Below are 21,520 nucleotides of genomic sequence, written 5' to 3'. Positions count from 1 at the left end.
TAAAGGAGATTATTATGGAAGATACTAAGAAAAAGAGCCTTTGGGCTCGTTTAACCGGCACTGGCTCTGATTGTGGATGTTGTTGCGGAACAATCATTGAGGAAGTCCCTGAAGCTGAAAAAGAAAAAACTCAACCGGATGAGGACAAAAAAACTCAAGAAAAAAGAAACACAAAGTAACACATACAGCTGTATCCCTCTGTACATCGACTGAACCTGAACCCCAACTCACACTCAACTTACAAAGGAACTACCAATGGATACTATTTTAGCTGAAATGGAATTTGAGGCACTTGCCAGCGGCGAATTCACAACCTCTGCAGAAGGGGTTCGAAACGTTATTGGTAATGACAATGTTCTACTATTGGATGTCCGTACTGAAGCAGAAGCCGCACACTGTAGCTATCCGTTCGCGAAGAGCATTCCACTGGACAACCTTCCAGACCGCGTATCCGAACTGCCTACGGACAAGATCATTATCACGTTGGCTGCCTCTTCATTCCAAGCTGCTGTTGGCTTCTTTTACCTGCGTCAGGCTGGCTTTGAGACAGTAAAAACCATGGTCGGTGGATCAGAGCAATTGGCTACTATTTTAAAGCCTGCCCCACTCTACGCACGCATGAAAAAATCATAATTTGCCCTTCTAATTTAATACTGAAAAAAAGCTACACACGGAGACCCCCATGATCAATATACATACCCCTTTGAGAGAACTGAGCTTTGAATACTTAGCAAGTGGTAAGCACTGCGTGACCGAAAAAGAATTCCTCAGCCTCATTGCTTCCAACGATGCTTTATTTTTAGATGTACGAACAGATGAAGAACAAAATTACTCCGTGTACCCGTGGGCGACGCATATCCCACTCCATACTCTTCCAGAAAGAATTAATGAACTTCCTAAGGACAAGCTCATTGTCCCATTCTGCTCTTCAGTATTCAGAGCTTCAATCACATGGGCCTGGCTGAAATCTAAAGAATTTAAAAACGTACGTACGCTCACGCTTAGTACTGAGGAGATTGCAACGCTCATTAAGCCCACCCCTCTGTTCAATCAAGGGTAGCAAGAGATGCTCCTCTCTGCGGCAACTGCTTCTTTAGGCTTGAGTTTTACCTTTGCTCTTGGTGGTGTCGGCGCTGCTGCTGCACTTATTCCTGTATTACACAACATGGGCATGGCTCTTAGCATGGCGCGTCCGTTGGGTTTGCTCATCAACACCCTAAGTCTTTCAAGTGCATCATACGTTAATATTAAAAATGGTAACATACGAGTTCAGGACTGGGTGCCCCTCATTGGAGCGTCATTGTGCAGTGCTCCCTTAGGTGCTTATGCTTCAACAAAAATACCTGAAGAGATTCTACTCCAAGTCTTTGCGTCCTTTTTAACTATCGCAGGCTTAGTAATGCTTATCGGGATTCGTAAAGCTGGAGAAAAAGAAACAATGAACTTTTTCACACAGCTCTTTTGGGGGGCTGTGTCCGGCTTAATTTCAGGACTTCTTGGAGTTGGAAGTGGCGGTATCGTTGTACCCATTTTAGGATTGATGAACTTTAAGGCGAAACAAATTGCGTCAATAACAGCACTGGTTGTTCCGGTTTCATCTTTCTCTGGATTTCTAGCGTACCTTCAAATGGGTGACGTAACCTTCTCGGTTGCTGCAATTTGCGGAGGCATGGCAGTCATTGGGGGATATGCAGGAACCAAAGTAATGCATCGCTGCTTTTCACAAACCGCTGTCCGTAAGTTCCTTGCGTTTGTTATGTTATTTCTGGCAGGCAAAATACTTTTTAATTCCTTTTAATCAATTGGGAGGAAAAGTGTTGATGCAACTGCACCTAACAACAAGCACTTTACCTCTTACCACTTGAACCTCCATCTCGGATTTTGGACACAAAAAAAGCTCTTACACGAAAGTGTAAGAGCTTTTTTTGCATAGCGTCCCCAAGGGGGTTACCCGCAGCCGCTTGCGTGAAAGGCAGGTGCCCTCTCTTACGAAAACTACCTATTCCTTTGTTTGCAAGATTCCTGAAGAAGCACATTCAAAGCTGGCGGCATGAAAAACATGAAAACTTAGACCTATCAAAGAATTTCATGCCACCAACATATTTTGACTTAACTATAAGCCTACAAGCTTATAGCAATGTCATTCTTCTTTTTCTCAAGTAACCCATATATGTTAGAGACTATTTTATTAACGAGACATTCAAGTTACGTTATCTTGTATCTACGATAATTAACGAATCCAGACCATTGCAGTGTCCTATTTAGCAAGCCTAGTCACCGACTGGTTCGATAGTTACAGCACAGACCTTCACTTCGGCGATGCCGGATTCAGGACACTCTGCACTGTTAGTAAGCACGTTTGCAGCAGCCTCTGCAAAATGAAATGGAATAAAAACTGTTCCATCTACGGCTTTTTCTGAAAGCTGAACTTCCACCTCAATAAAACCGCGACGGGAAGATACTTTTACAAAATCCCCATCAGTTACTCCAAATTTTGCAGCATCATTGCTACTCATTTCTATATACGCTGTAGGAACTTTTGCTGCAAGCCCTTCGGCTTTTCGAGTCATAGTTCCTGTATGATATTGATACAATACGCGGCCTGTTGTAAGTATTAGCGGATACTTTTCGTCAACGACTTCAGCAGGTGCAACAAAGCTTACAGGATGAAACTTACCCTTTCCGCGAACAAATTTTTCCGTGTGTAAAATATCTGTGCCTTCACTTTCAGCATCTGGACACGGCCATTGAATACCGGATTCTTCAATACGCTTGTACGTTATACCTGCATATGAAGGCGTTACAGATGCCATTTCATCAAAGACAGCCGCAATGTTTTTTCCGTCTTCCGGTGCCAACGTTGCACCCATTTTAGCAGCGATGTTACACATAATTTGTGCATCATCACGTGCGCCTTGCGGTGGATTTACAGCCTTACGCACACGCTGAACTCGTCGTTCTGTGTTGCTGAAGGTGCCATTTTTTTCCGCAAAACATGCAGCAGGAAGTACAACATCTGCAAGCTGTGCTGTCTCTGTTAAAAAGATATCCTGCACCACAAGGAACGGAATTTTCTCTAAACAATGCACCGCATGAGCAGAATCTGCGTGGGAAACGACCGGATTCTCGCCAATAAGATACATGGCTTTTAGTGAACCTGTATCCACGGCATCGAACATTTGTCGCGATGTCATGCCATTGGAAGGAGACAATTTAACACCCCATGCCGCTTCAAAACGAGCACGGACTGCATCGTCAGTAACCTTTCCATAGGCAGGATACGTTACAGGAAGTGCGCCCATATCACAGGCCCCCTGTACGTTATTTTGCCCACGTAACGGGTTCAATCCACCACCTTTTATGCCAATGTTACCGCATAACATGGCAAGGTTTGCGAGCGCTTTTACGTTATCTGTTCCACTTACGTGCTGGGTGATTCCCATACAGTAGAGGATTGCTGCTCGCCCTTTGGCATACAACTGCGCTGCTTTTTCAAGGTCAACAACCGGAATACCGCACATCTTCTCTGCGTGCTCCGGAGTGAATGGCGCAAGGGATTGCGAATAGGCTGTGAATTCTTCTGTGCGTTCATCGATATACTCCTGATCGTGCAGACCATCGCGCAAAATAACATGCGCAAGTGCGTTAATCCAGATAACATCTGTACCCGGCTGGGCCCGTAGCCAGACATCTGCAAAGCGTACAACATCAATCTTGCGCGGGTCTGACACAATCAGTTTTGTCCCGTGCTGTGTGATTGCACGCTTAAGCGCAGCACCCATCACAGGATGGTTCTCAGTAATGTTTGAGCCTGTAATAAGTACCGTGTCGGCATTTTTCAGGTCATCAATCGGGTTTGTCGCAGCACCACTTCCAAATGCGGCAGCCAGACCGGCTACCGTAGGAGAGTGTCAGTACCGCGCGCAGTGGTCGACATTATTTGTCCCGATAACTGCGCGTGCAAACTTTTGAAAAAGATAATTTTCTTCGTTAGTACAGCGGGCAGAGGCAAGAACGCCTATGGAATCTGCACCGTTTTCTGTTTTATATCCGCCTAATTTTTCGGCAATCAGGTCTAAAGCTTCATCCCATTCTGCAGGAACCAGCTCACCGTCTTTGCGAATAAGTGGGGTCGTCAGCCGCTCGTCTGAGTTAATAAACTGCATCCCAAAGCGACCTTTAACACAAAGGCTACCGTTGTTCGGAGTAACGTCGACTCCGTTTATCATCTGCACAACATTGTCTTTTACATGCAGATTCATCTGACAACCTACGCCGCAATAGGCGCACGTTGTACGAACAACTTCAGTCTCACAAGTGCGAGGCTTCTGGCGTGCCTTCTTCAAACTAAGTGCCCCAACAGGACAAACCTGCAAACACTCACCGCAGAATACACAATCAGAATCGCCTAACGGCAGATCGCATTTTGCAATAATTTTTGCTTCACTACCGCGATATCCAAAATCAATGGCGTTGTTTACCTGCACTTCTTTACAAGCCTGAACACAACGTCCGCACAAAATACATTTGGAGAAATCACGAATTAGAAACGGATTAGAATAGTCCGGCTTATATTGAGGCTTCGCACGTTCAAAGCGTGTACCGGTTGCGTTGTAGCGGAAAGCTAAATCCTGCAAACGGCAATCACCAGTGGAAGGACAAAGCAAGCAGTCGTGGGAGCCGGAGGAAAGCAACAGTTCCAAGTTCATCCTGCGTGATTTCACAACAGGTTTGGATTCTGTTTGCACATCCATGCCTGCACCCGCTGGTGCTGTACATGCAGCGATAAGAGAACGTGCCCCTTTTACTTCCACAACACACATGCGACATGCACCTGTTGGGGAAGCATTTTTCAAATAACATAATGTCGGAATAAAAATGTCGTTTCTGCGCGCCACATCCAGAATGGTTTCACCTTGGGTGAACGCATAGCCCTTGCCATTAATGGTCAGTTCTAAGGTACTCATGTGTCACCGCCTAATCTATGGCATCAAACGGACATGCGGAGTAACAGCTCATGCACTGCACACACAAATCCGTATTGATTTTTGCAACTTCTTTCTTCTTCCAGTCCACTGCCCCGACAGGACAGACAGACGCACATTTGCCGCACTTTTTACAACGCTCATCAATTACCTTGAACTCCACTAGCGCCGGACAACGCTTGGCTGGACATTTCTTTTCAAAAATATGCGCTTCAAATTCTTCACGGAAATGACGAAGAACAGAAAGAACAGGGTTGGAAGCAGTCTGTCCCAGTCCGCATAACGCTGAACCAGTAATCATTTCAGACAACTCTTCAATCAGAGAAATATCTTCCGGTTTACCATGCCCTTCGCAAATACGTTCCAGAATTTCCAACTGCCTGCGTGTGCCCTCTCGACACGGGGTACATTTACCGCAAGACTCTTCCTGAATAAATTCAAGGAAGAAGCGAGCCATATCTACCATGCAGGTTTTGTCATCCATTACGATAACACCGCCGGAGCCCATGATGGCACCAACTTTAGCGATTTCTTCGTAGTCGACAACAACATCCATATGCTCTTCTGGAATACACCCGCCGGAAGGACCACCAAGCTGCACAGCTTTCAGTTTACGTTTCTTAGGGATACCGCCGCCAATATCGTACACAATGGAACGAAGTGAAGTGCCCATAGGTACTTCAACCAGCCCGATATTGTTTACGTCGCCGGAAAGTGCGAACACCTTTGTGCCCTTGCTGTTCTCTGTACCAATGGAGGAATACCACTTGCCGCCGTTAACCATAATCTGTGCGACGTTTGCAAGGGTTTCTACGTTGTTAAGAATGGTAGGTTTCTTCCATAGTCCCTGAGCGGCAGGAAATGGAGGACGCGGAATAGGCATACCGCGTTTGCCTTCGATGGAGCGCATAAGTGCGGTTTCTTCACCACACACAAACGCACCGGCACCCTGATAGATAAAGATGTCAAACGAGAAGCCCGTGCCCATAATATTTTCACCGAGCAAGCCCATTTCGCGAGCTTGATCAATGGCAATTTGTACACGTTTAATAGCAAGCGGATATTCTGAACGACAGTAGATATAGCCTTCTGTTGCATTAATCGCGCGTGCAGCAATGGTCATCCCTTCCAGCACAGCATGAGGATCAGCTTCCAGAATACTTCTGTCCATAAACGCGCCGGGGTCACCCTCGTCCGCGTTACAGAGTACATATTTCATGTCACTGTCGTTCTGTGCTGCAAAAGACCATTTCATGCCAGTCGGGAAACCGGCGCCGCCACGACCACGAATACCGGCCGCTTTCATCTCATCAATAATGTCAGACGGCTGCATTTCCAGCAGTACTTTAGAGAGCCCGATATACCCTTCGCGACCAATATAGTCTTCGATGGATTCAGGATTAATGATTCCCTTATTGCGCAGCGTCCATGGCTTCTGTAATGCAAAAAATGGAATATCGGAGAAGAGTGGAACCCGCTTTTTAGACTGCGGATCTTTATACATAAGACGTTCAATCGGCTTATGATTAACAAGATGCTCGCTGACGATTTCAGCAACATCATCTCTGGTCATTTTCTGATAAAAAACATTATCAGGATGAACAACCATCAACGGGCCAAGCGCACAGAAACCGTTACAACCTGTTTCGACGATACGAACAGAATCTTCCAGCCCGTGCTTTGCAATTTCTTCGTGCAGCGCATCTTTCACTTTCAAACTGCCGGTGGCATGGCAGCCTGTACCGCCGCAAATCAAAAGATGGCGAATATTCGGCTCGGAGATACGAGCAGCATATTCCTGCTGCATCTCTGTAAGCTTTTGAGGAGTTACATGTGTCATAGGCTCTCCGTTAAGAATACTTTTCTAAAATTTTCAAAACGGACTCTGCGGTCACATCACCATGGATATCCCCATCAACGACCATAGCAGGAGCCAGACCACAAGCGCCGACACAGCGGACGCCTTCAAGATCAAAGCGTCTGTCTTCGGTTGTTTCGCCTTCCGCAATGCCGTACTCGCCGGAAATTCGACCAATCACTTCGCGCGCACCTTTTACATAGCAGGCTGTACCGGTACAAACCTTAATGGAGTTGCGCCCTTTAGGCTTAAGAGAAAAGAGGGAATAAAATGAAACCACACCGAACACATCGCTTGAAGGAATATTCATCCCTTTTGCAATATATTCGATAAGCGCCTGCGGGAACCAGCCCACAACATTTTGTGCTTCTCGAAGAACTGTAATCAGCGCTCCGGGAGTTTCACGATGGCGCTCGATAACACAATCAACCTCTTTCCACATTTCTTGAGAAATTTCTTCACTGCAGCAGCTCATTGTTCCTCCACAGTAGTGCATCATGATTGCCTTCGGCGAGTCTCCGACGGGCAAAGGCTCTGCCTTGCATCCGCAAGGGGCTCGCCCTTTGACCCCTTTTTGACGCGATTCCAGTACGTTATTTATCATGTGGGGAGACGCGAAGGGAACTGACTTGCTGTTTTGTGATTTGACGAAAACAGCATTAAGGCAAAACTTTTTAGGCTGCGACTACTGTTTAAAAGACTAAGTAATAAAAGCCGCCAACTTGTTGCAGTTAGCGGCTTTACGTGGGACTAGCTACGGTCTATTGGGCTTAAAACTGTAGCCAAGTTACGCTTTTTCAATATGTTTTTTTGCCGATTTCACTGTATTTTTCATGAGCATGGCAATGGTCATAGGACCAACTCCACCAGGAACCGGTGTAATTTTTCCTGCAATCTGCTTTGCTTCATCAAAGGCAACATCGCCGCTTAAAATTGCTTTGCCGGAATCCGACATACCAATACGGTTTACACCCACATCAATGACTGTCGCCCCAGCCTTAATCCATTCCGGCTTCACAAGCCCCGGAACGCCAGCAGCAACAATAAGAATGTCTGCACGCTTACAATGTGCTTCTAAATCCTGAGTACGCGTATGCACCATAGTGACAGTGCTGTTCGCTCCCTCGCCTTTCTGCCCCATCATAATAGAGATAGGTTTGCCGACAATATTAGAGCGACCGACAACAACCGTCTCTGCGCCGCTTGTTTCTGTACCGGAACGAATGATCATTTCTTGAATACCGTAAGGGGTACATGGCAAAAAACCGTCTCTGTCGCCTAATACCATTCGTCCCAGATTTACCGGATGAAATCCGTCCACGTCCTTATCTGGATCGATAGCATTAATGATCTTCTCTTCATTGATATGCTTAGGTAGAGGCAATTGCACAAGAATACCGTGTATTGAATTGTCGTTGTTGTACTTTTCAATAAGCTTCAACAACGCCTCTTCTGTAATATCTTCCGGTTGGTCGTCTTGAATTTCATGGAAACCAAGACCTAACGCCGTTTTCACTTTCAGCGTTACATAGCTGATGGAAGCCGGATTTGCGCCGACAAGGATGGTTACCAATCCTGGAACAACGCCGTACTGCTCCTTCATATCTGCGACTTCTACACGCAATTCATCCAGAATTGCCGTCCGCATCTCGGTGCCGCTAATAATTTCCGCACTCATGATCTTCTCCTGAAAAAACTCTTCCTAGAACAAACCCTGAACTTTGCCAGTTTCGGTATCCACATCAATTCTGCGGAAAGACGGGTTAGAACCAGTGCCCGGCATCAGTGAAATAGCACCTGCTACCGGAACAAAGAATCCTGCGCCACCAAAAATAAGCACATCGCGGATGCTAAGACGCCAATTGGAAGGAACACCTTTCTTTGATGGATCATCAGACAGAGACAAATGGCTTTTAACCATGCACATGCCAAGTTTGCTCATATCATTATTCGTTTCAATAGCGGCAAGCTTTCTGAGTGCTTCTGCTGAAAAGTCTACCCCTTCCGCACCGTAAACTTCGGTAGCAACACGTTCGATACGTTCACGGGCTGGCATATCCCATGTGTATAACGGAGTGAATTCTGTTTCATCTTCACAGGCCGCAATAACTGCATCAGCAAGCTCTAACGCACCGTCGCCACCGTGTTCCCAATGACGGGAAAGTGCTACGCGGGCACCGGCTGCTTCACAAAGCTCACGTACTTTTGCAATTTCTGCGTCAGTATCGGTAACAAATGCGTTGATACAAACAACAGGAGATACACCGGACTTCTTAACGATTTTTATATGGTGCAGGAGGTTGGCACACCCTTTTTCTACCCACTCAACGTTCTCGCCGTTGTATTCAGCAGGAAGAGGTTTACCCGGGAAAGGTACTGGAGCACCACCGTGGCACTTCAGTGCACGGATAGTAGCAACAACAACTGCTGCGTCGGGCTTAAGACCTGAGTAGTGGCATTTCAAATTCCAGAACTTTTCATAGCCGATATCCGCACCAAAGCCGGATTCTGTTACGTGGTATTCAGAAAGTTTAAGACCAACCTGATCTGCGATAATGGAAGACTGACCGATTGCAATGTTTGCAAACGGACCAGCATGTACGATAACAGGCTGTCCTTCCAGAGTCTGGATAAGGTTAGGGTTAACAGCTTCTACAATCCATGCAGTCATAGCGCCATCAACTTCAAAATCTTTAGTAGTAAGCGGCTTACCATTCTTGTCGTACGCAACGATGATTTTAGCCATGCGTTCACGAAGGTCTGTAAGGTCTTTCGCTACTGCTAAAATTGCCATTACTTCAGAGGAAACAGCAATATCAAATCTGGAACGCATCATGAAACCGTCACGCTGAGCGTTTACGCCGTCAATGCCGATGATAATATTCCGCAGCGACTGACAACAGTAGTCGATTACCCAGCCCATTTCCACGCGGGTAGGATCAACATCAAGACGTCTCATTCCAGAGAGTTTTTCCAGCTTCTCATCATCGTAGTTACGCTCATGCTGCATACGTGAAGTAACAGCTACCATCGCAAGGTTATGAGCGTTCATGATGGAGTTAATATCACCGGTAAAACCAAGTGAGAAAGGTGTAAGCGGGATACACTGGGAACGCCCGCCACCGGCTGCGCCGCCTTTAACACCCATGGTAGGACCACCGGAAGGCTGACGGATAGCAGCAGAAGATTTCTTACCGCGTTTTCCGAGCCCCTGCACAAGGCCGATAGTGGTTGTAGACTTGCCTTCGCCAAGTGGAGTCGGAGTAATGGCGGTTACGTTAATATACTTACCGTTAGGTCTATCACTCAAACGACCAAGCACGGCGCGGTAGTCAATTTTTCCCATATAATGACCGTATGGGAGCAGCTCTTTTTCTGTAAGTCCCATCTCTGCTGCAATAGCATAGATGGTTTTCATCCGTGTTTCTGCATCCTGAGCAACTTCCCAATCTGCATGATTTTTCGGATCTAACGTAGTATGTTCATTTTTGAATTCAGTAGCAGTTTCTGCCATTTTTCTTCTCCGTTACATAAAAATAGATCGATGGGTTATGGTGCAAAATATGTGATCATTCGAGTCGCGGATAAGGCTAGCGAATGAAATTTACAAGAAACAAGCTGATAGCTGGGAAGAGCGTGGTGAGAATGAGGGCAAAAACCTGCACCCCAAGGAAGACCCACGACTCGCGCATTATGTTTCCTATCTTTTCCTTACAGATCGGAGCGGCAATCCACAGCTGTGGCCCCATTGGCGGTGTAACTTCACCAATGATGGAACAGAAGATCGCCAGTGCGCCGTAGAGAACAGGATCGATGCCGAGAGAATAAACACTCGGTAAGAAGAGAGGTAGCACGATGATTACCATAGGGAAGGATGAGAAAAAGAACCCCATAACGAGCAGAATGCCCTGCGCCATAAGCAGGAAGGCAACCGGCTCCAAGTTCATGTCGATAACCCACTGTGCAATAAGCTGCGGCAGACCGATGTACCCGAGAACCTTACCGAACAGCTCGCCACCGACCACGAGGAAATAGATCATACTACTGAGCCTTGCGGTACTGACGATGGAATCTACAAAGTCCTTTTTAGAGAACTTTTTGTAGATAATTTTAGCCATGAATAGAGAATAGAATACGGATACGGCAGCAGCCTGTGTAGGACTGAATTGACCGGAGTAGATACCGCCGAGCACGATGATAGGCATAAGAGCGAGTGGGAATGCTTTTTTAAAGGAATCCCAGCGCTCTGCGTTTGTGGCGACGGTGGTACTTTTGAATCCGCGCTTTTTCGAAATGACAATCGCAGTGATAATCATGAGTGTGGCTGCAAGAAGCCCGGGGCCAATGCCGCCCATGAAGAGATCTGCAATAGGGATTCGGTTTGCGGAACCGAATACAATAAAAAAGATACTCGGCGGAATAACCGCACCAAGCCCTGCGGATGTAACAGTAAGGCCGGATGCAAACGGACGCGAGTAACCGGAGCTTACCATCATAGGCACAAAGATTGTTCCGATAATGGCAAGGCAGGCAGTAGCGGAGCCGGAAACGGAACCTAAAAATGCGGCAAAAATAATGATAGCTGCTGCCATGCCACCGGGAAGGTGACCAACCATTCTGTTAAGGAAGTCACGTAAATGTTTTACGCCTTCACATCGCAGAATAACGTTACCTGCGAGAATAAAGAACGGCATGGCAAGCAACGTGTATGAGTTCATCGCAGAGAAGAATAACTGCGCAAGATTGTTAATTGGCAACCCCATGCTTTCAATAAGAATAATTATGGAGCCGAGACTGAAAGCAACCGTAAGAGGCGTGCCCATAAGAAACAACAGCGCGATGGAAGCAAGGGCGAAATATTCTAACGGACTCATGTAACTAATCCTCCCAAAGGGTAGGCTACGTGGAAGATAATGATAGTAAGTTGCTTACTCATCAGTGTATTTTTTTCTGAGATCTTGAACCGTTTTGATGATCGCACAGATAGTAAACACGCCCATTCCGATAGGAATACAGATTTCAACCATCCATTTAGGAATGGTGATAATACGGGTGAAAGCTGTATCAAATGTGTAGAGCTGTTTTACAAACATTATGCCGGAATAGGTGACGGTAGCAGCAAAGATGGTAGTAAGCAGGTTGTTAATAAAATCTAGAGCCTTTGCGGGTTTTCCAGACAATTTACTGCGGACTGCTTCGATACATAGATGCTCATTATCTAACAGAATCATTCCAGAAATAAGCACCATAGACCATGTGGTGAGCCATGTGGGTAAATCAAACATCAGATCAACTGATGAGTTGAATAGAACACGCATGACAATTTCTAAAAAGTTGATGGTGATTGCCAGGAAGAGGACATAACTGAAAAATACAATCCAACCATCTTTGAAAGCCTTACAGCGTTTTTTCCAATCAGTACTCATACGATATCCTTACAAGTCATAATGTGAACAAGATGTAGCTCTCTTGCGGTATAGCGGGGCATACGCCCCGCTACATTATTAGATGTACAGATTGCTACTCTTGAGTGCTAAGAACAGCCTGCATGAGTTCTGGTGGCAGATCCTTGGAAAATTCAACAGTGGATTTTACAAGGCTCTGGCGCCATTTTTCTTGTTCTTCTGCGCTAAGAACAACAAGTTCGGTCTCTGGGTTTTTGTCCCAATTTTTAACTTCTTCGACCTGAAGTTTTTCGAAATGCTTATAGATGCTCGGCATCTCAAGAGCCTGCACGAAAATCGCACGTTCTTCAGCAGGAAGGGATTCCCACCAACCGGTATTAACAACCATAGCCATTGGTGCGATGCCCCATGAAATTGGAACAAGGTATTTGGTGTAACGCGGCAGATCGTAATAGTCGCTAGCAAAGATTTCACTAAGCAGACCGTCTACCATGTTAGTTTGGAGGCTGGACACAACTTCAGTATATGGGAGAGCAATACCGGTTGTGTTGAATTTTTTAAGAGCAGCAGCATACCCCTGTGCACCGTTGTAACGGATTTTCTGCCCTACAACGTCTTCCATACTTTTAATAGGACCTTTGTTGGTAAAAAGGTAGAAGTCGCCGATGCTTGCCATCCATTTGATGATGGTAACACCATTTTTTTTACTCAACTTTTCTACGCGTTCTTTCCAAGCGGGGGTATCCATTGTGCGTAGGAAATGGTCAAAATCTTTAAATAGACCAGGTGCTGTAATAAGCTTCCATGCTGGATCGTACTGCTCAAGAAACTGCGGTGCAGTGTAGGTCATCTGGCCACCGCCGGATGCTACCGCAGTAAGACAGTCTGTTGGGCTGGTAAATACGTTGCCCACAAATTTGAGTTCATATTTGCCTCTAAGCTTGGAATGTTCCTTCATAAGGTAGTCCAAACCACCCAGATATGTGCTGACAGATTTACCTTCACATGTAGTTTCAAAGGCAGATGCAGGACAGGACTGCAAATACTTAACCTGTTGTCTGGCTTCTGCGCCAGTAGTCAAACATAACGCTAAAACGAAAGTACACAATAACACAGTCACTTTTCTGCAAGTCATAAAACATCTCCTTATTATAATCTGCATCGTTTCGTCTCATAGGAAAAAAGTTCATATGAGCTCCATTTTCTGGAAGTACCGAAAGCCTGTGTGTTCGTTTTCCTCCTCTGGTATCGTTACGGTTGCAGGGAAGTGACTAGCATAGCGTGTATCGTCTTGGTGTCAGGGGGTGGGAAGAAAACTTCCTCGTGTTCTTCGGCTACGTCAGCCACAACGGAATCAATGGTTGTATGTCGATTCCCGTTTCAGTTTAGGTAGTGATTGATACCGCAGCCCGATAGCTGTGTGTTTCAGGGGCGGCCTGCGGTATTGATTTCAGCAGCAGTTTCTGTGTTGCAAAACTTAGGGGCACAGGTAGCGTATTTTCGTACGTTCTATGCCTCAAGTTTTTCAGCCAGAATTTCCGCAATGTCTTTGGCAATGGCAGTTGTTTCCAGTTCACCAAGACCATCGGAGAACATTGTGAGACAGTACGGACAACCTACAGCGACAGTCTGTGCGCCTGTTTCAACGGCCTGTTTTGTGCGAACTACATTGATGCGTTCGCCTGTATCTTCTTCCATAAACATTCTGCCGCCACCGCCGCCACAGCACATGCCTTTTTCGTGGGATGCAGCCATCTCAACGATAGGTGTGTTGTTGTTAATCTGCTGAAGCAGATTTCGCGGTGCCTCAAAGATGCCGTTCCAGCGTCCAAGATAGCAGGAGTCATGGTATGTTATAGAGCCGAGATCACCGGCAGGAACAGTAAGGCGTCCTGCATTGAGGAGTTTCAATAAATATTCGGAATGGTGCACTACGTTGTAGAGGCCACCGAATTCCGGATATTCGTTCTTAAGAATATTATAAGTGTGCGGACAGGCCGTAAGAATGTTTTTTACACCGTATTCATTCAGCGCTTCCACATTGGATTGTATGGTCATTTGTGCGAGATATTCGTTACCGCAGCGGCGTGCATCATCACCGGAATCCTGTTCGTCCACACCGAGGATAGCGACTTTGACTCCGGCAGCCTTCAGCACTTTCATAAGCGCCTGAGAGACTTTTTTACCGCGATCATCAAGGCTCAGAGCAGAGCCTGCAAAGTAGATAATTTCAGCATCAGGTGCGTCTGATACATGCGGAATGTTCAAATCTTTTGCCCAGTCTCCACGGCTAGCGGTCGGAAAGCCCCACGGATTGGACTGGTTCTCGATATTTGTGAACGTGTCGTTCAACTCTGCCGGAAATGCTGCTTCCATAAGCACTTGATACTTGCGTGCTTCGAACATGATATCCAGATGTTGAATATTCACAGGACACGCTTCTTCACATGCTCTACAGGTGGTACAGTCCCATACCTGTTCAGCAAGCACATGCCCGCCTTCGCGAACCAATGGCTCAAATTCCTGTTTGCCTTCCAGCAGCGCATCAGCGTTATCGAACAGTTCAGATTTAACTGAGTGGATAAACTCACGCGGGGATAGTGCCTTACCTGTTTTAGCCGCCGGACATTGCTCTTCGCAGCGTCCGCATTCTGTACAGGCGTACAGATCCATTACCTGTTTCCAGTTCAGCTCGTTAATAAAACCAAGACCGAAGGTTTCAGCATCCTCATCTTCGATATCTGTTTTCACGATGGATTTTTCCAGCTTGGCTGGCTTGAGCACCACGTTTGGTACGGCTGCAAGCAAGTGCAGGTGTTTGGAACTAGGGATGAAGAGTAGAAACGCCATGATGGTGAGTAAATGCACCCAGTAGGTCAGCTCAAAAGTCACCTGTAAGGTAGTCGGCGACCAGCTTTGCATACCCATCAAACTTGCCACAGCACTTGAGACAGGAACGCCGCTGAGGACATGACCATTGGCAGCGTATGTTGATACGGTTGCCAATGCGTTCAAAATAAAAAATGTGACAATAATGATGGTGGTAAAGGCTATAATCACCCATGCATCCTGACTCTTAGGTAGGTATGCCGGTTTGAGAACCACACGACGGAACGCCACGTAGCCAAAGCCTATGAGGCTGGCAAAGGCAAGCCAGTCTGCAAGTGCCAGAAAAATGGTGTAGCCCGTTGGCAACAGGGAGTGGAGAGAAAATGCGGGAAAGATGCCGCGGATCATCATCTCCAGCGAATGAGGCTGAATAAGCAGGAAGCCAAAGAAAATAGCAGTATGGGCAAGACCAATGCCCAGCTTTCTTCGAACATTTGTCTGACCGAGTACGTCTGAAAACAAAATCTTGAGTCGCTCCATTGGCGGTGCGATTTCAGTGTTGGCTTCAGAAGTAGCCGGTAAAAATTGTGGTGCTTCGCCTTTAACGCTTTGCATCAGCGCGATAAGACGGCGTACTTTTATCGCAAAAAACGAAAATGAGGCAATGAGCAGTGCCGCTACGAGAAGTTGTTTAATACTGATATATAGTTCTGTCATGGTTCTTCTGTCCTGCGTATGACAGAGAAAAACTCTGTACGTGCGTCATAAGGCAATGAATTTATGTAAAAACAGTATGAGAGCTTGCGATCAGTAACAGCAGGTAAAGGGAGATTTTGCTACCACAACAACAATCAACAACCGAGTTACTGGAAGACATCATTATATCCGTTCATACGGATAGTAATGACTTTGCCAACAGTCTAATTATCCCCTTTCCAGTGCACTGATCGCAAGCATAGTTGACGGATAATCCGCCATCTTGTTGCCATTTTTAGTTGCTCTCAACATAGTTTCGAAAAGTGCTGCATACAGCGGACCCCGAAGAAGGAAGCCACATCGCAATTCCACCGTACCGCACTGCAAATGCTATTTAAGAGCGCTGGTTAACTGTGGCACAACATCAAAGATGTCCCCCACAATTCCATAGTCACATTTGTTAAATATTGGTGCGTCCTTATCGCTATTGATGGCGACAATGACTTTAGATGTCTTCATGCCTGCATAATGCTGCACAGCACCGGAGATGCCACATGCAATGTACAGGTTGGGGCTAACGGTTTTGCCTGTTTGACCTACCTGCATAGAGTGAGCTGCATAACCTGCATCAACTGCCGCGCGGGATGCGCCCACACCTGCTTCGAGGGTTAATGCCAGTTCATTTAAAATGTCGAAACCGGAAGAATCACCCACTGCGCGCCCACCTGCCACGATGACTGATGCTTCGGAAAGGTCTGTAGATGCCCCTTCGCCGCCCTGTATGTCCGTAATCACTATGCCTTCTGCTGTGACAGAAGCGATGAAATCTTCGGATACAGTTGTAGACGGTGCCGCTACTGCGGCGACTGCGTTTGGGCGCAGGCCGTAGAGGGCTATGTCACCCGGGAGAGTCAGTGTAGCCAGCGCCTTACCGGCAAAATAACTTTTCTTTACAGAGCGCTCAGTCACATCAATGGAGAGGCAGTCTGTAGTGAGTGCAGCATCGAGAGCTACAGCCATACGTGCCAGCAGGTCTTTGCCTTCCATAGAGTTAATGGCGATAACATCTGTAATGCCATGTGCCTTGATGCATTCTGCAAACGCAGCGGCGCGAGCATCGGGATGAGCATCAAGGTCACAACCGGCACTAATGCTGATAATTTGAGAGACGCCGTATTCTGCGCATGAAGCCTGAACGGAGTCTGAATTAGCGGTAGTAAGAGCAATAACATCGCCGGCAGCAGCAGCTACGGTGATGGCGGCAAATACGGCTTCTTTAACGCCGCTTGCATCTGTTTCAAGAATTACAGCAGATTTAGTCATAACAACCTCCCTTAAAGTACCCTTTCTTCTTCACGTAGTGTGCGAAGCAGCTCTGCAATTTGCGCAGAAACATCACCTTCAAGCATTTTGGCACCGGAGCGTTCCGGAACCATTTCCAGATTGTTGAGAACAGCAGACGGTGATTCACCTAAAGAAAGTGTATCCACTGGAAGCTGCTGAATTGGCTTCTTTTTAGCTTTCATAATGTCAGGTAATTTAGGATAGCGAGGCTCGTTAAGTCCGCGAGTTGCGCCGATAACGCAAGGGAGTGCGGCTGTGATAAGCTGCCGGATGCCACCACCAATTTCACGAGTGAGAGATGCAGTGCCGTCAGACAATGTAAGTCCGGTAACATCATTAATAACAGGGAGTGAAAGTTCTTTAGCAAGACGGTACGGGAACTGGCCACCTTCACTGTCGATGCTCTGCTTTCCTGTGAAAATGAGATCAGCTGTGCCGTCTTGCGTAATAGCCTGAGCGAATGCTTTTGCTATGGTTGTGGAATTGGTGAACTGTCCGTCTGTGACTACATGGATTGCACGGGTTGCACCCATCGCAAGAGCGGCACGAATCGATGAGGTAGCGCCATTGTTACCGGCACATACAATAATAACTTCTCCGCCATGTTCTTTGCTAAGTGTGAGGGCTTCTTCAATACCGTATTCGTCGAATGGGTTCGGGATAAATTTTACGTTGCCCTCTACAAAAGAGGTAGCTCCATCAAGTTCGATAAGAGCGCCGGAATCTGGCACATGCTTAACACATACATAAATCTGCATATGATTCTCCTGAGATATGCGTGCAGGCAAGGTACAAGCTTCCGCCGCGCCCGGCGGAAGCTCTGGGATACTGGAAAAAGCAGAGTTACAACTGCTTTTTCAATTTATTGGATTTGTTACTTACATGCGCACGCGCTGGTTTTTAGGATCATAGGGGGCCGCTAAGCTTGTGGAGGCAGGAATCATTTTGCCCTGTACTTCCACTTCCCATGTGCCGTCGTTAATCCATGCAAGGTCGAGCTGCTCTCCGTCTTCACGATTGGCATATGCAAAGCCGGTAGCTGCACCAAGTTTAAAGGCATAAGAACCGGAGGTAATTTCACCTATAATTTTGCCGTTCCGGTATACAGGTTCGTTGCCGTAAATTTTAGCTTTAGGGTCGCCAAGCACCACCTGAACCATACGTTTACCGAGCGGACGTGCTTTTTGAATCATCAACGCACTGCGGCCGATGAAGTCGCCTTTGGCTAATTTTACGCCAAAGCCCATGCCCGCTTCGTATGGTGTGTCGTCCGGTGTGAGATCGTTTTCCCAGTGACGATAACCTGTTTCGCTACGCAGGGAGTTAACTGCCTGCATACCAACATTGCGGATACCGAATTCTTTACCAGCGTCCATAATGCGGTCGTACATATTGAGCATAAAGTTGGTCGGCACGTAGAGTTCCCAGCCAAGTTCACCAACATAAGACATGCGGATAGCAAGCGGACGGGCGTAACCGACATCCATGAACTTCGCGGTTGCAAACGGGAAGGCTTCGTTAGAAAGGTCTTCAGAAGTAATTTTTTCAAGAACCTTACGCGAGTTAGGTCCCATAACTGCCAGCATACCCCAGCCATGGGTTACGTCTGTCACAGTTGCATTTGCGTATGCAGGGAAATTACGGCGGAAATAATCAATATCGCGTGTTGTGGTGTTGGCAGTCGAAACAATGAAATACTCATTATCCGCAATGCGGGTGACTGTGATGTCCATTTCAAAGCCACCAAGCTCGTTCACGACAGGGGTATAGGTAACTTTGCCAACAGGGCCGCTAATGTCGTTGGTGCAAACATGCTGTAAAGCTTCTTCTGCATCCTTGCCCTGCACAATGAATTTAGACATGGCACACATGTCATACACGCCTACATTATCGCGGACAGCAAGATGCTCTTCCTTCTGATAAGGAATCCAGTTTGGCGCATCCCAGTCGTATTCGTGTTCCGGTTTTACGCCTTCAGGTGCGAACCAGTCTGCGCGTTCCCAGCCAGCGACCATGCTGAATGCTGCGCCTGCTTCTACCAATCTTTCATGCAGAGGAGAGTGGATAATATTACGAGCGGTGGTGCGCTGTTTGTATGGAAGATGCTGTTCGTAGAGAATGCCTACAGATTCAGTTACGCGTTCTTCAAGGTAACTGCTGTTCTGCTGCCATGAGTAGAAGCGGCGTACATCAACAGGCCAGAGTTCTTCAGCAGGTTTGCCGTCTGTCATCCATTGGGTAATAGCGCGACCTACACCAGCGGAGGATGCGATACCAACGGAGTTCATACCACAACCGATGAAGAGGTTCTTAACGTGCGGTGCTTCACCGAGCATGAAAGCGTTATCTGGTGTGAAACTTTCCGGCACAACTTCAAGATGGCGAATTTCGGCAGTTTCCATTGCAGGGAAACGGTCAAGAGCGCATTCGAGGAACGGGTTGAATTGATCCCAATCTTCTTGAAGCGCTGTAAATTTGAAATCTTTAGGGATACCTTTTTGACCCCATGCCTTCGCAACAGGCTCAAATCCCCCAAAGAGCAAGCCACCGTGTTCTGCCTTGAAATATGTGTAGCCATCGAAATCACGGACACATGGGAAAATATCTTTGTAGCCTTCAATAGGCTTCGTTACTGCGTGCATGTGTTCTGCTGCGTGCAACGGCAGGCTGACTTTTGCCATCTTACCAATCTGACGACCCCACATACCGGCACAGTTCACAACGTACTGGCAAACAATGTCGCCCTCTTCTGTGCTTACGCCTGCAATTTCACCGTTCTTGGTAATGATGTCAGTAACAGGAGTATCTTCAAAGATGCGCACCCCGTTCATACGGGCGCCTTTTGCCAGTGCCTGTGCACTATCTTCCGGGTTAATCTGAGCATCATTCGGCAGATAAAATACCTCGTCGAGACAGCTGTCGAGGTTCATACCAGGAACCATGTCCAATGCTTCGCCTTTGCTGATCATGTGCATATCAATGCCGAACGCACGAGCACGTGCTGCGCCACGTAAGTATTCTTTAACGCGATCTTCTGTCTGGCAGACTGATATAGCACCGGTCATTGCATAGCCGGTAGGCATTCCGGTTTCTTCTTCTAGCGTGGAGTAAAGTTCTGTTGCGTATTTTACAAGGTTGGACATCTGACGGTTCTGACGGAGCTGTGCCAGCAGACCTGCTGCTGCCCATGTTGTACCGGACGCAATAGATTTGCGCTCTAGTAGAATAACATCTTTCCAGCCAGCTTTTGCGAGATGGTATGCGGTACTACACCCGACAATACCACCGCCGATAATGACGACCTGAGCATGAGTTGGAAGTTTCATATCCATTACGAACTCCTTGCGTGGTTGCGCGCTCTTTGAGTTGCGAAGGCTGAGCGCAAAAAGTAGAAAAAAGTTATGTAGAATACTCGCAACACACTTTATTTTATAATGAATTACGGTTGTAGCACTACAAACGGCTTGGACACAGAGCACTAGATTGGCGTGTGCTGTAGGAATCGCTTGAACTGCTTCGTGATATATCACCGCTAAAATAGTCGGTCAACGTTGTTTTTAAAAATTGTTGTTTAAAATCGGAAAAAAACAACAAAAAGGCCCTGAGAATCAGGGCTTCATACTATAAAAGAAATTGTCAATTAAAATGCTTCAGATATATCTTGAGGGCTAAATCAAGGGTAAGTAGACTTTTCTTGCCAACAAGTCTGTGGTACGAAGTTCCCATGGCAAAAAAAGAAAAGAAAATTTCATTACGAGAGAAAGTGTATCGGAGTATTTGTAATTCCATGGCGTTGGGCAGACTTCGTCACGGACAAATGCTTGATCAGGATCAAATTTGCGAAGAGCTTAATGTGAGTAAGGCACCGTTGCGGGATGCGTTAATTAAGCTTGAGGCACAAGGCTTTGTCTCTATTATTCCAAGACGCGGTGTGGTTGTTGAGCCTATTACAGAAGAATACATTAGAAATGCATACGACATAATCGGTTCAGTAGAAGGGACATGTGCCTACAAGGCTGCGACCCTTATTACGGAAGAGGATATTGTTAGGCTGGAAGAGCTAAATCAGGCGCAGATTCTGGCATTGGAAGAAGAAGACTATAATACATACTGCCAGTTGAATCTTGAGTTTCACCAAATATTTCTGGCGTACTCTGCAGGAGATTTACACGATTTTGTATTGGCGCCTATAAAACAGCGCTTGTACGATTTCCCCGTGCGTTCTTACATCAAAGAATGGGAGCTTATTCACCTGCATGAACATGAGCGCCTTATTGACTCATTCAAAAAGCGAAATCCTATTGCAGCAGGTACAATTGTCCGCGATGAGCATTGGTCATTCTCTGTTCATAGTAAATTTTTGAAGCAATTTTACCCCGAGCTAAGCAACGAAGAATAGTGGC

General features: G+C 46.6%; 17 protein-coding genes. 5 read left to right on the top strand and 12 right to left on the bottom strand.

Annotated elements, in window-relative coordinates; all coding sequences use genetic code 11:
* The first annotated feature begins 14 nt into the window (after window positions 1-14).
* The 4 genes from ACZ5V1_RS17255 to ACZ5V1_RS17240 all read left to right on the top strand — a co-directional run bounded on the left by ACZ5V1_RS17255 (window position 15) and on the right by ACZ5V1_RS17240 (window position 1,798).
* The gene (locus ACZ5V1_RS17255; RefSeq protein ID WP_464389908.1) at window positions 15-179 is read left to right on the top strand and encodes a hypothetical protein; all 165 of its coding nucleotides are present in this window, start codon (window positions 15-17) and stop codon (window positions 177-179) included.
* A gap of 76 nt (window positions 180-255) precedes the next feature.
* The gene (locus ACZ5V1_RS17250) at window positions 256-633 is read left to right on the top strand and encodes a rhodanese-like domain-containing protein (RefSeq protein WP_464389907.1); all 378 of its coding nucleotides are present in this window, start codon (window positions 256-258) and stop codon (window positions 631-633) included.
* 49 nt (window positions 634-682) lie between these two features.
* A complete protein-coding gene (locus tag ACZ5V1_RS17245; RefSeq protein ID WP_464389906.1) occupies window positions 683-1,060 on the top strand; it encodes a rhodanese-like domain-containing protein in 378 nt (125 codons plus the stop codon).
* A 6-nt stretch (window positions 1,061-1,066) separates the two neighbouring features.
* A complete protein-coding gene (locus ACZ5V1_RS17240) occupies window positions 1,067-1,798 on the top strand; it encodes a sulfite exporter TauE/SafE family protein (RefSeq protein WP_464389905.1) in 732 nt (243 codons plus the stop codon).
* 472 nt (window positions 1,799-2,270) lie between these two features.
* Here ACZ5V1_RS17240 and fdhF read toward each other — a convergent pair whose 3' ends face one another.
* The 12 genes from fdhF to ACZ5V1_RS17180 form a co-directional block, all read right to left on the bottom strand.
* Window positions 2,271-4,967, bottom strand: coding sequence for a formate dehydrogenase subunit alpha (fdhF, locus tag ACZ5V1_RS17235; protein ID WP_464389904.1), 2,697 nt, complete (start codon window positions 4,965-4,967; stop codon window positions 2,271-2,273).
* A 10-nt stretch (window positions 4,968-4,977) separates the two neighbouring features.
* Window positions 4,978-6,825 carry an NADH-quinone oxidoreductase subunit NuoF gene (nuoF, locus tag ACZ5V1_RS17230; protein ID WP_464389903.1) on the bottom strand — a complete coding sequence of 616 codons (1,848 nt, stop codon included), beginning with the start codon at window positions 6,823-6,825 and terminating at the stop codon, window positions 4,978-4,980.
* A gap of 10 nt (window positions 6,826-6,835) precedes the next feature.
* Window positions 6,836-7,318, bottom strand: a complete 483-nt coding sequence (locus ACZ5V1_RS17225; RefSeq protein WP_464389902.1) for an NADH-quinone oxidoreductase subunit NuoE family protein — start codon at window positions 7,316-7,318, stop codon at window positions 6,836-6,838.
* 312 nt (window positions 7,319-7,630) lie between these two features.
* On the bottom strand, window positions 7,631-8,521 hold the full coding sequence (folD, locus tag ACZ5V1_RS17220) for a bifunctional methylenetetrahydrofolate dehydrogenase/methenyltetrahydrofolate cyclohydrolase FolD (RefSeq protein WP_464389901.1): 891 nt from the start codon (window positions 8,519-8,521) through the stop codon (window positions 7,631-7,633).
* Between the two features lie 24 nt (window positions 8,522-8,545).
* A complete protein-coding gene (locus ACZ5V1_RS17215) occupies window positions 8,546-10,357 on the bottom strand; it encodes a formate--tetrahydrofolate ligase (RefSeq protein ID WP_464389900.1) in 1,812 nt (603 codons plus the stop codon).
* A 76-nt stretch (window positions 10,358-10,433) separates the two neighbouring features.
* Entirely contained in the window at window positions 10,434-11,717 is a 1,284-nt protein-coding gene (locus ACZ5V1_RS17210; RefSeq protein ID WP_464389899.1) for a TRAP transporter large permease, read from the bottom strand.
* 54 nt (window positions 11,718-11,771) lie between these two features.
* Window positions 11,772-12,269: a TRAP transporter small permease gene (locus ACZ5V1_RS17205; protein ID WP_464389898.1), complete on the bottom strand. Its 498-nt coding sequence runs from the start codon at window positions 12,267-12,269 to the stop codon at window positions 11,772-11,774.
* 94 nt (window positions 12,270-12,363) lie between these two features.
* On the bottom strand, window positions 12,364-13,383 hold the full coding sequence (locus ACZ5V1_RS17200) for a TRAP transporter substrate-binding protein (RefSeq protein ID WP_464389897.1): 1,020 nt from the start codon (window positions 13,381-13,383) through the stop codon (window positions 12,364-12,366).
* A 374-nt stretch (window positions 13,384-13,757) separates the two neighbouring features.
* Window positions 13,758-15,794 carry a (Fe-S)-binding protein gene (locus ACZ5V1_RS17195; RefSeq protein WP_464389896.1) on the bottom strand — a complete coding sequence of 679 codons (2,037 nt, stop codon included), beginning with the start codon at window positions 15,792-15,794 and terminating at the stop codon, window positions 13,758-13,760.
* A gap of 369 nt (window positions 15,795-16,163) precedes the next feature.
* Window positions 16,164-17,096 (bottom strand): electron transfer flavoprotein subunit alpha/FixB family protein, encoded by a 933-nt coding sequence (locus tag ACZ5V1_RS17190; RefSeq protein WP_464389895.1) that lies wholly within the window; start codon window positions 17,094-17,096, stop codon window positions 16,164-16,166.
* Window positions 17,097-17,107: 11 nt separating this feature from the next.
* Window positions 17,108-17,875, bottom strand: coding sequence for an electron transfer flavoprotein subunit beta/FixA family protein (locus tag ACZ5V1_RS17185; protein WP_464389894.1), 768 nt, complete (start codon window positions 17,873-17,875; stop codon window positions 17,108-17,110).
* A gap of 120 nt (window positions 17,876-17,995) precedes the next feature.
* Window positions 17,996-20,449, bottom strand: coding sequence for a GcvT family protein (locus ACZ5V1_RS17180; RefSeq protein WP_464389893.1), 2,454 nt, complete (start codon window positions 20,447-20,449; stop codon window positions 17,996-17,998).
* Window positions 20,450-20,841: 392 nt separating this feature from the next.
* Between ACZ5V1_RS17180 and ACZ5V1_RS17175 the strand changes: the two genes are divergently transcribed.
* Window positions 20,842-21,516: a GntR family transcriptional regulator gene (locus ACZ5V1_RS17175; protein WP_464389892.1), complete on the top strand. Its 675-nt coding sequence runs from the start codon at window positions 20,842-20,844 to the stop codon at window positions 21,514-21,516.
* Window positions 21,517-21,520 lie beyond the last annotated feature (4 nt).

The sequence above is a fragment of the Halodesulfovibrio oceani subsp. galateae genome, assembly GCF_055397225.1.
The sequence above is the reverse complement of the archived record's forward strand: the minus strand, read 5'-3'. Positions and strand labels throughout refer to the sequence as shown.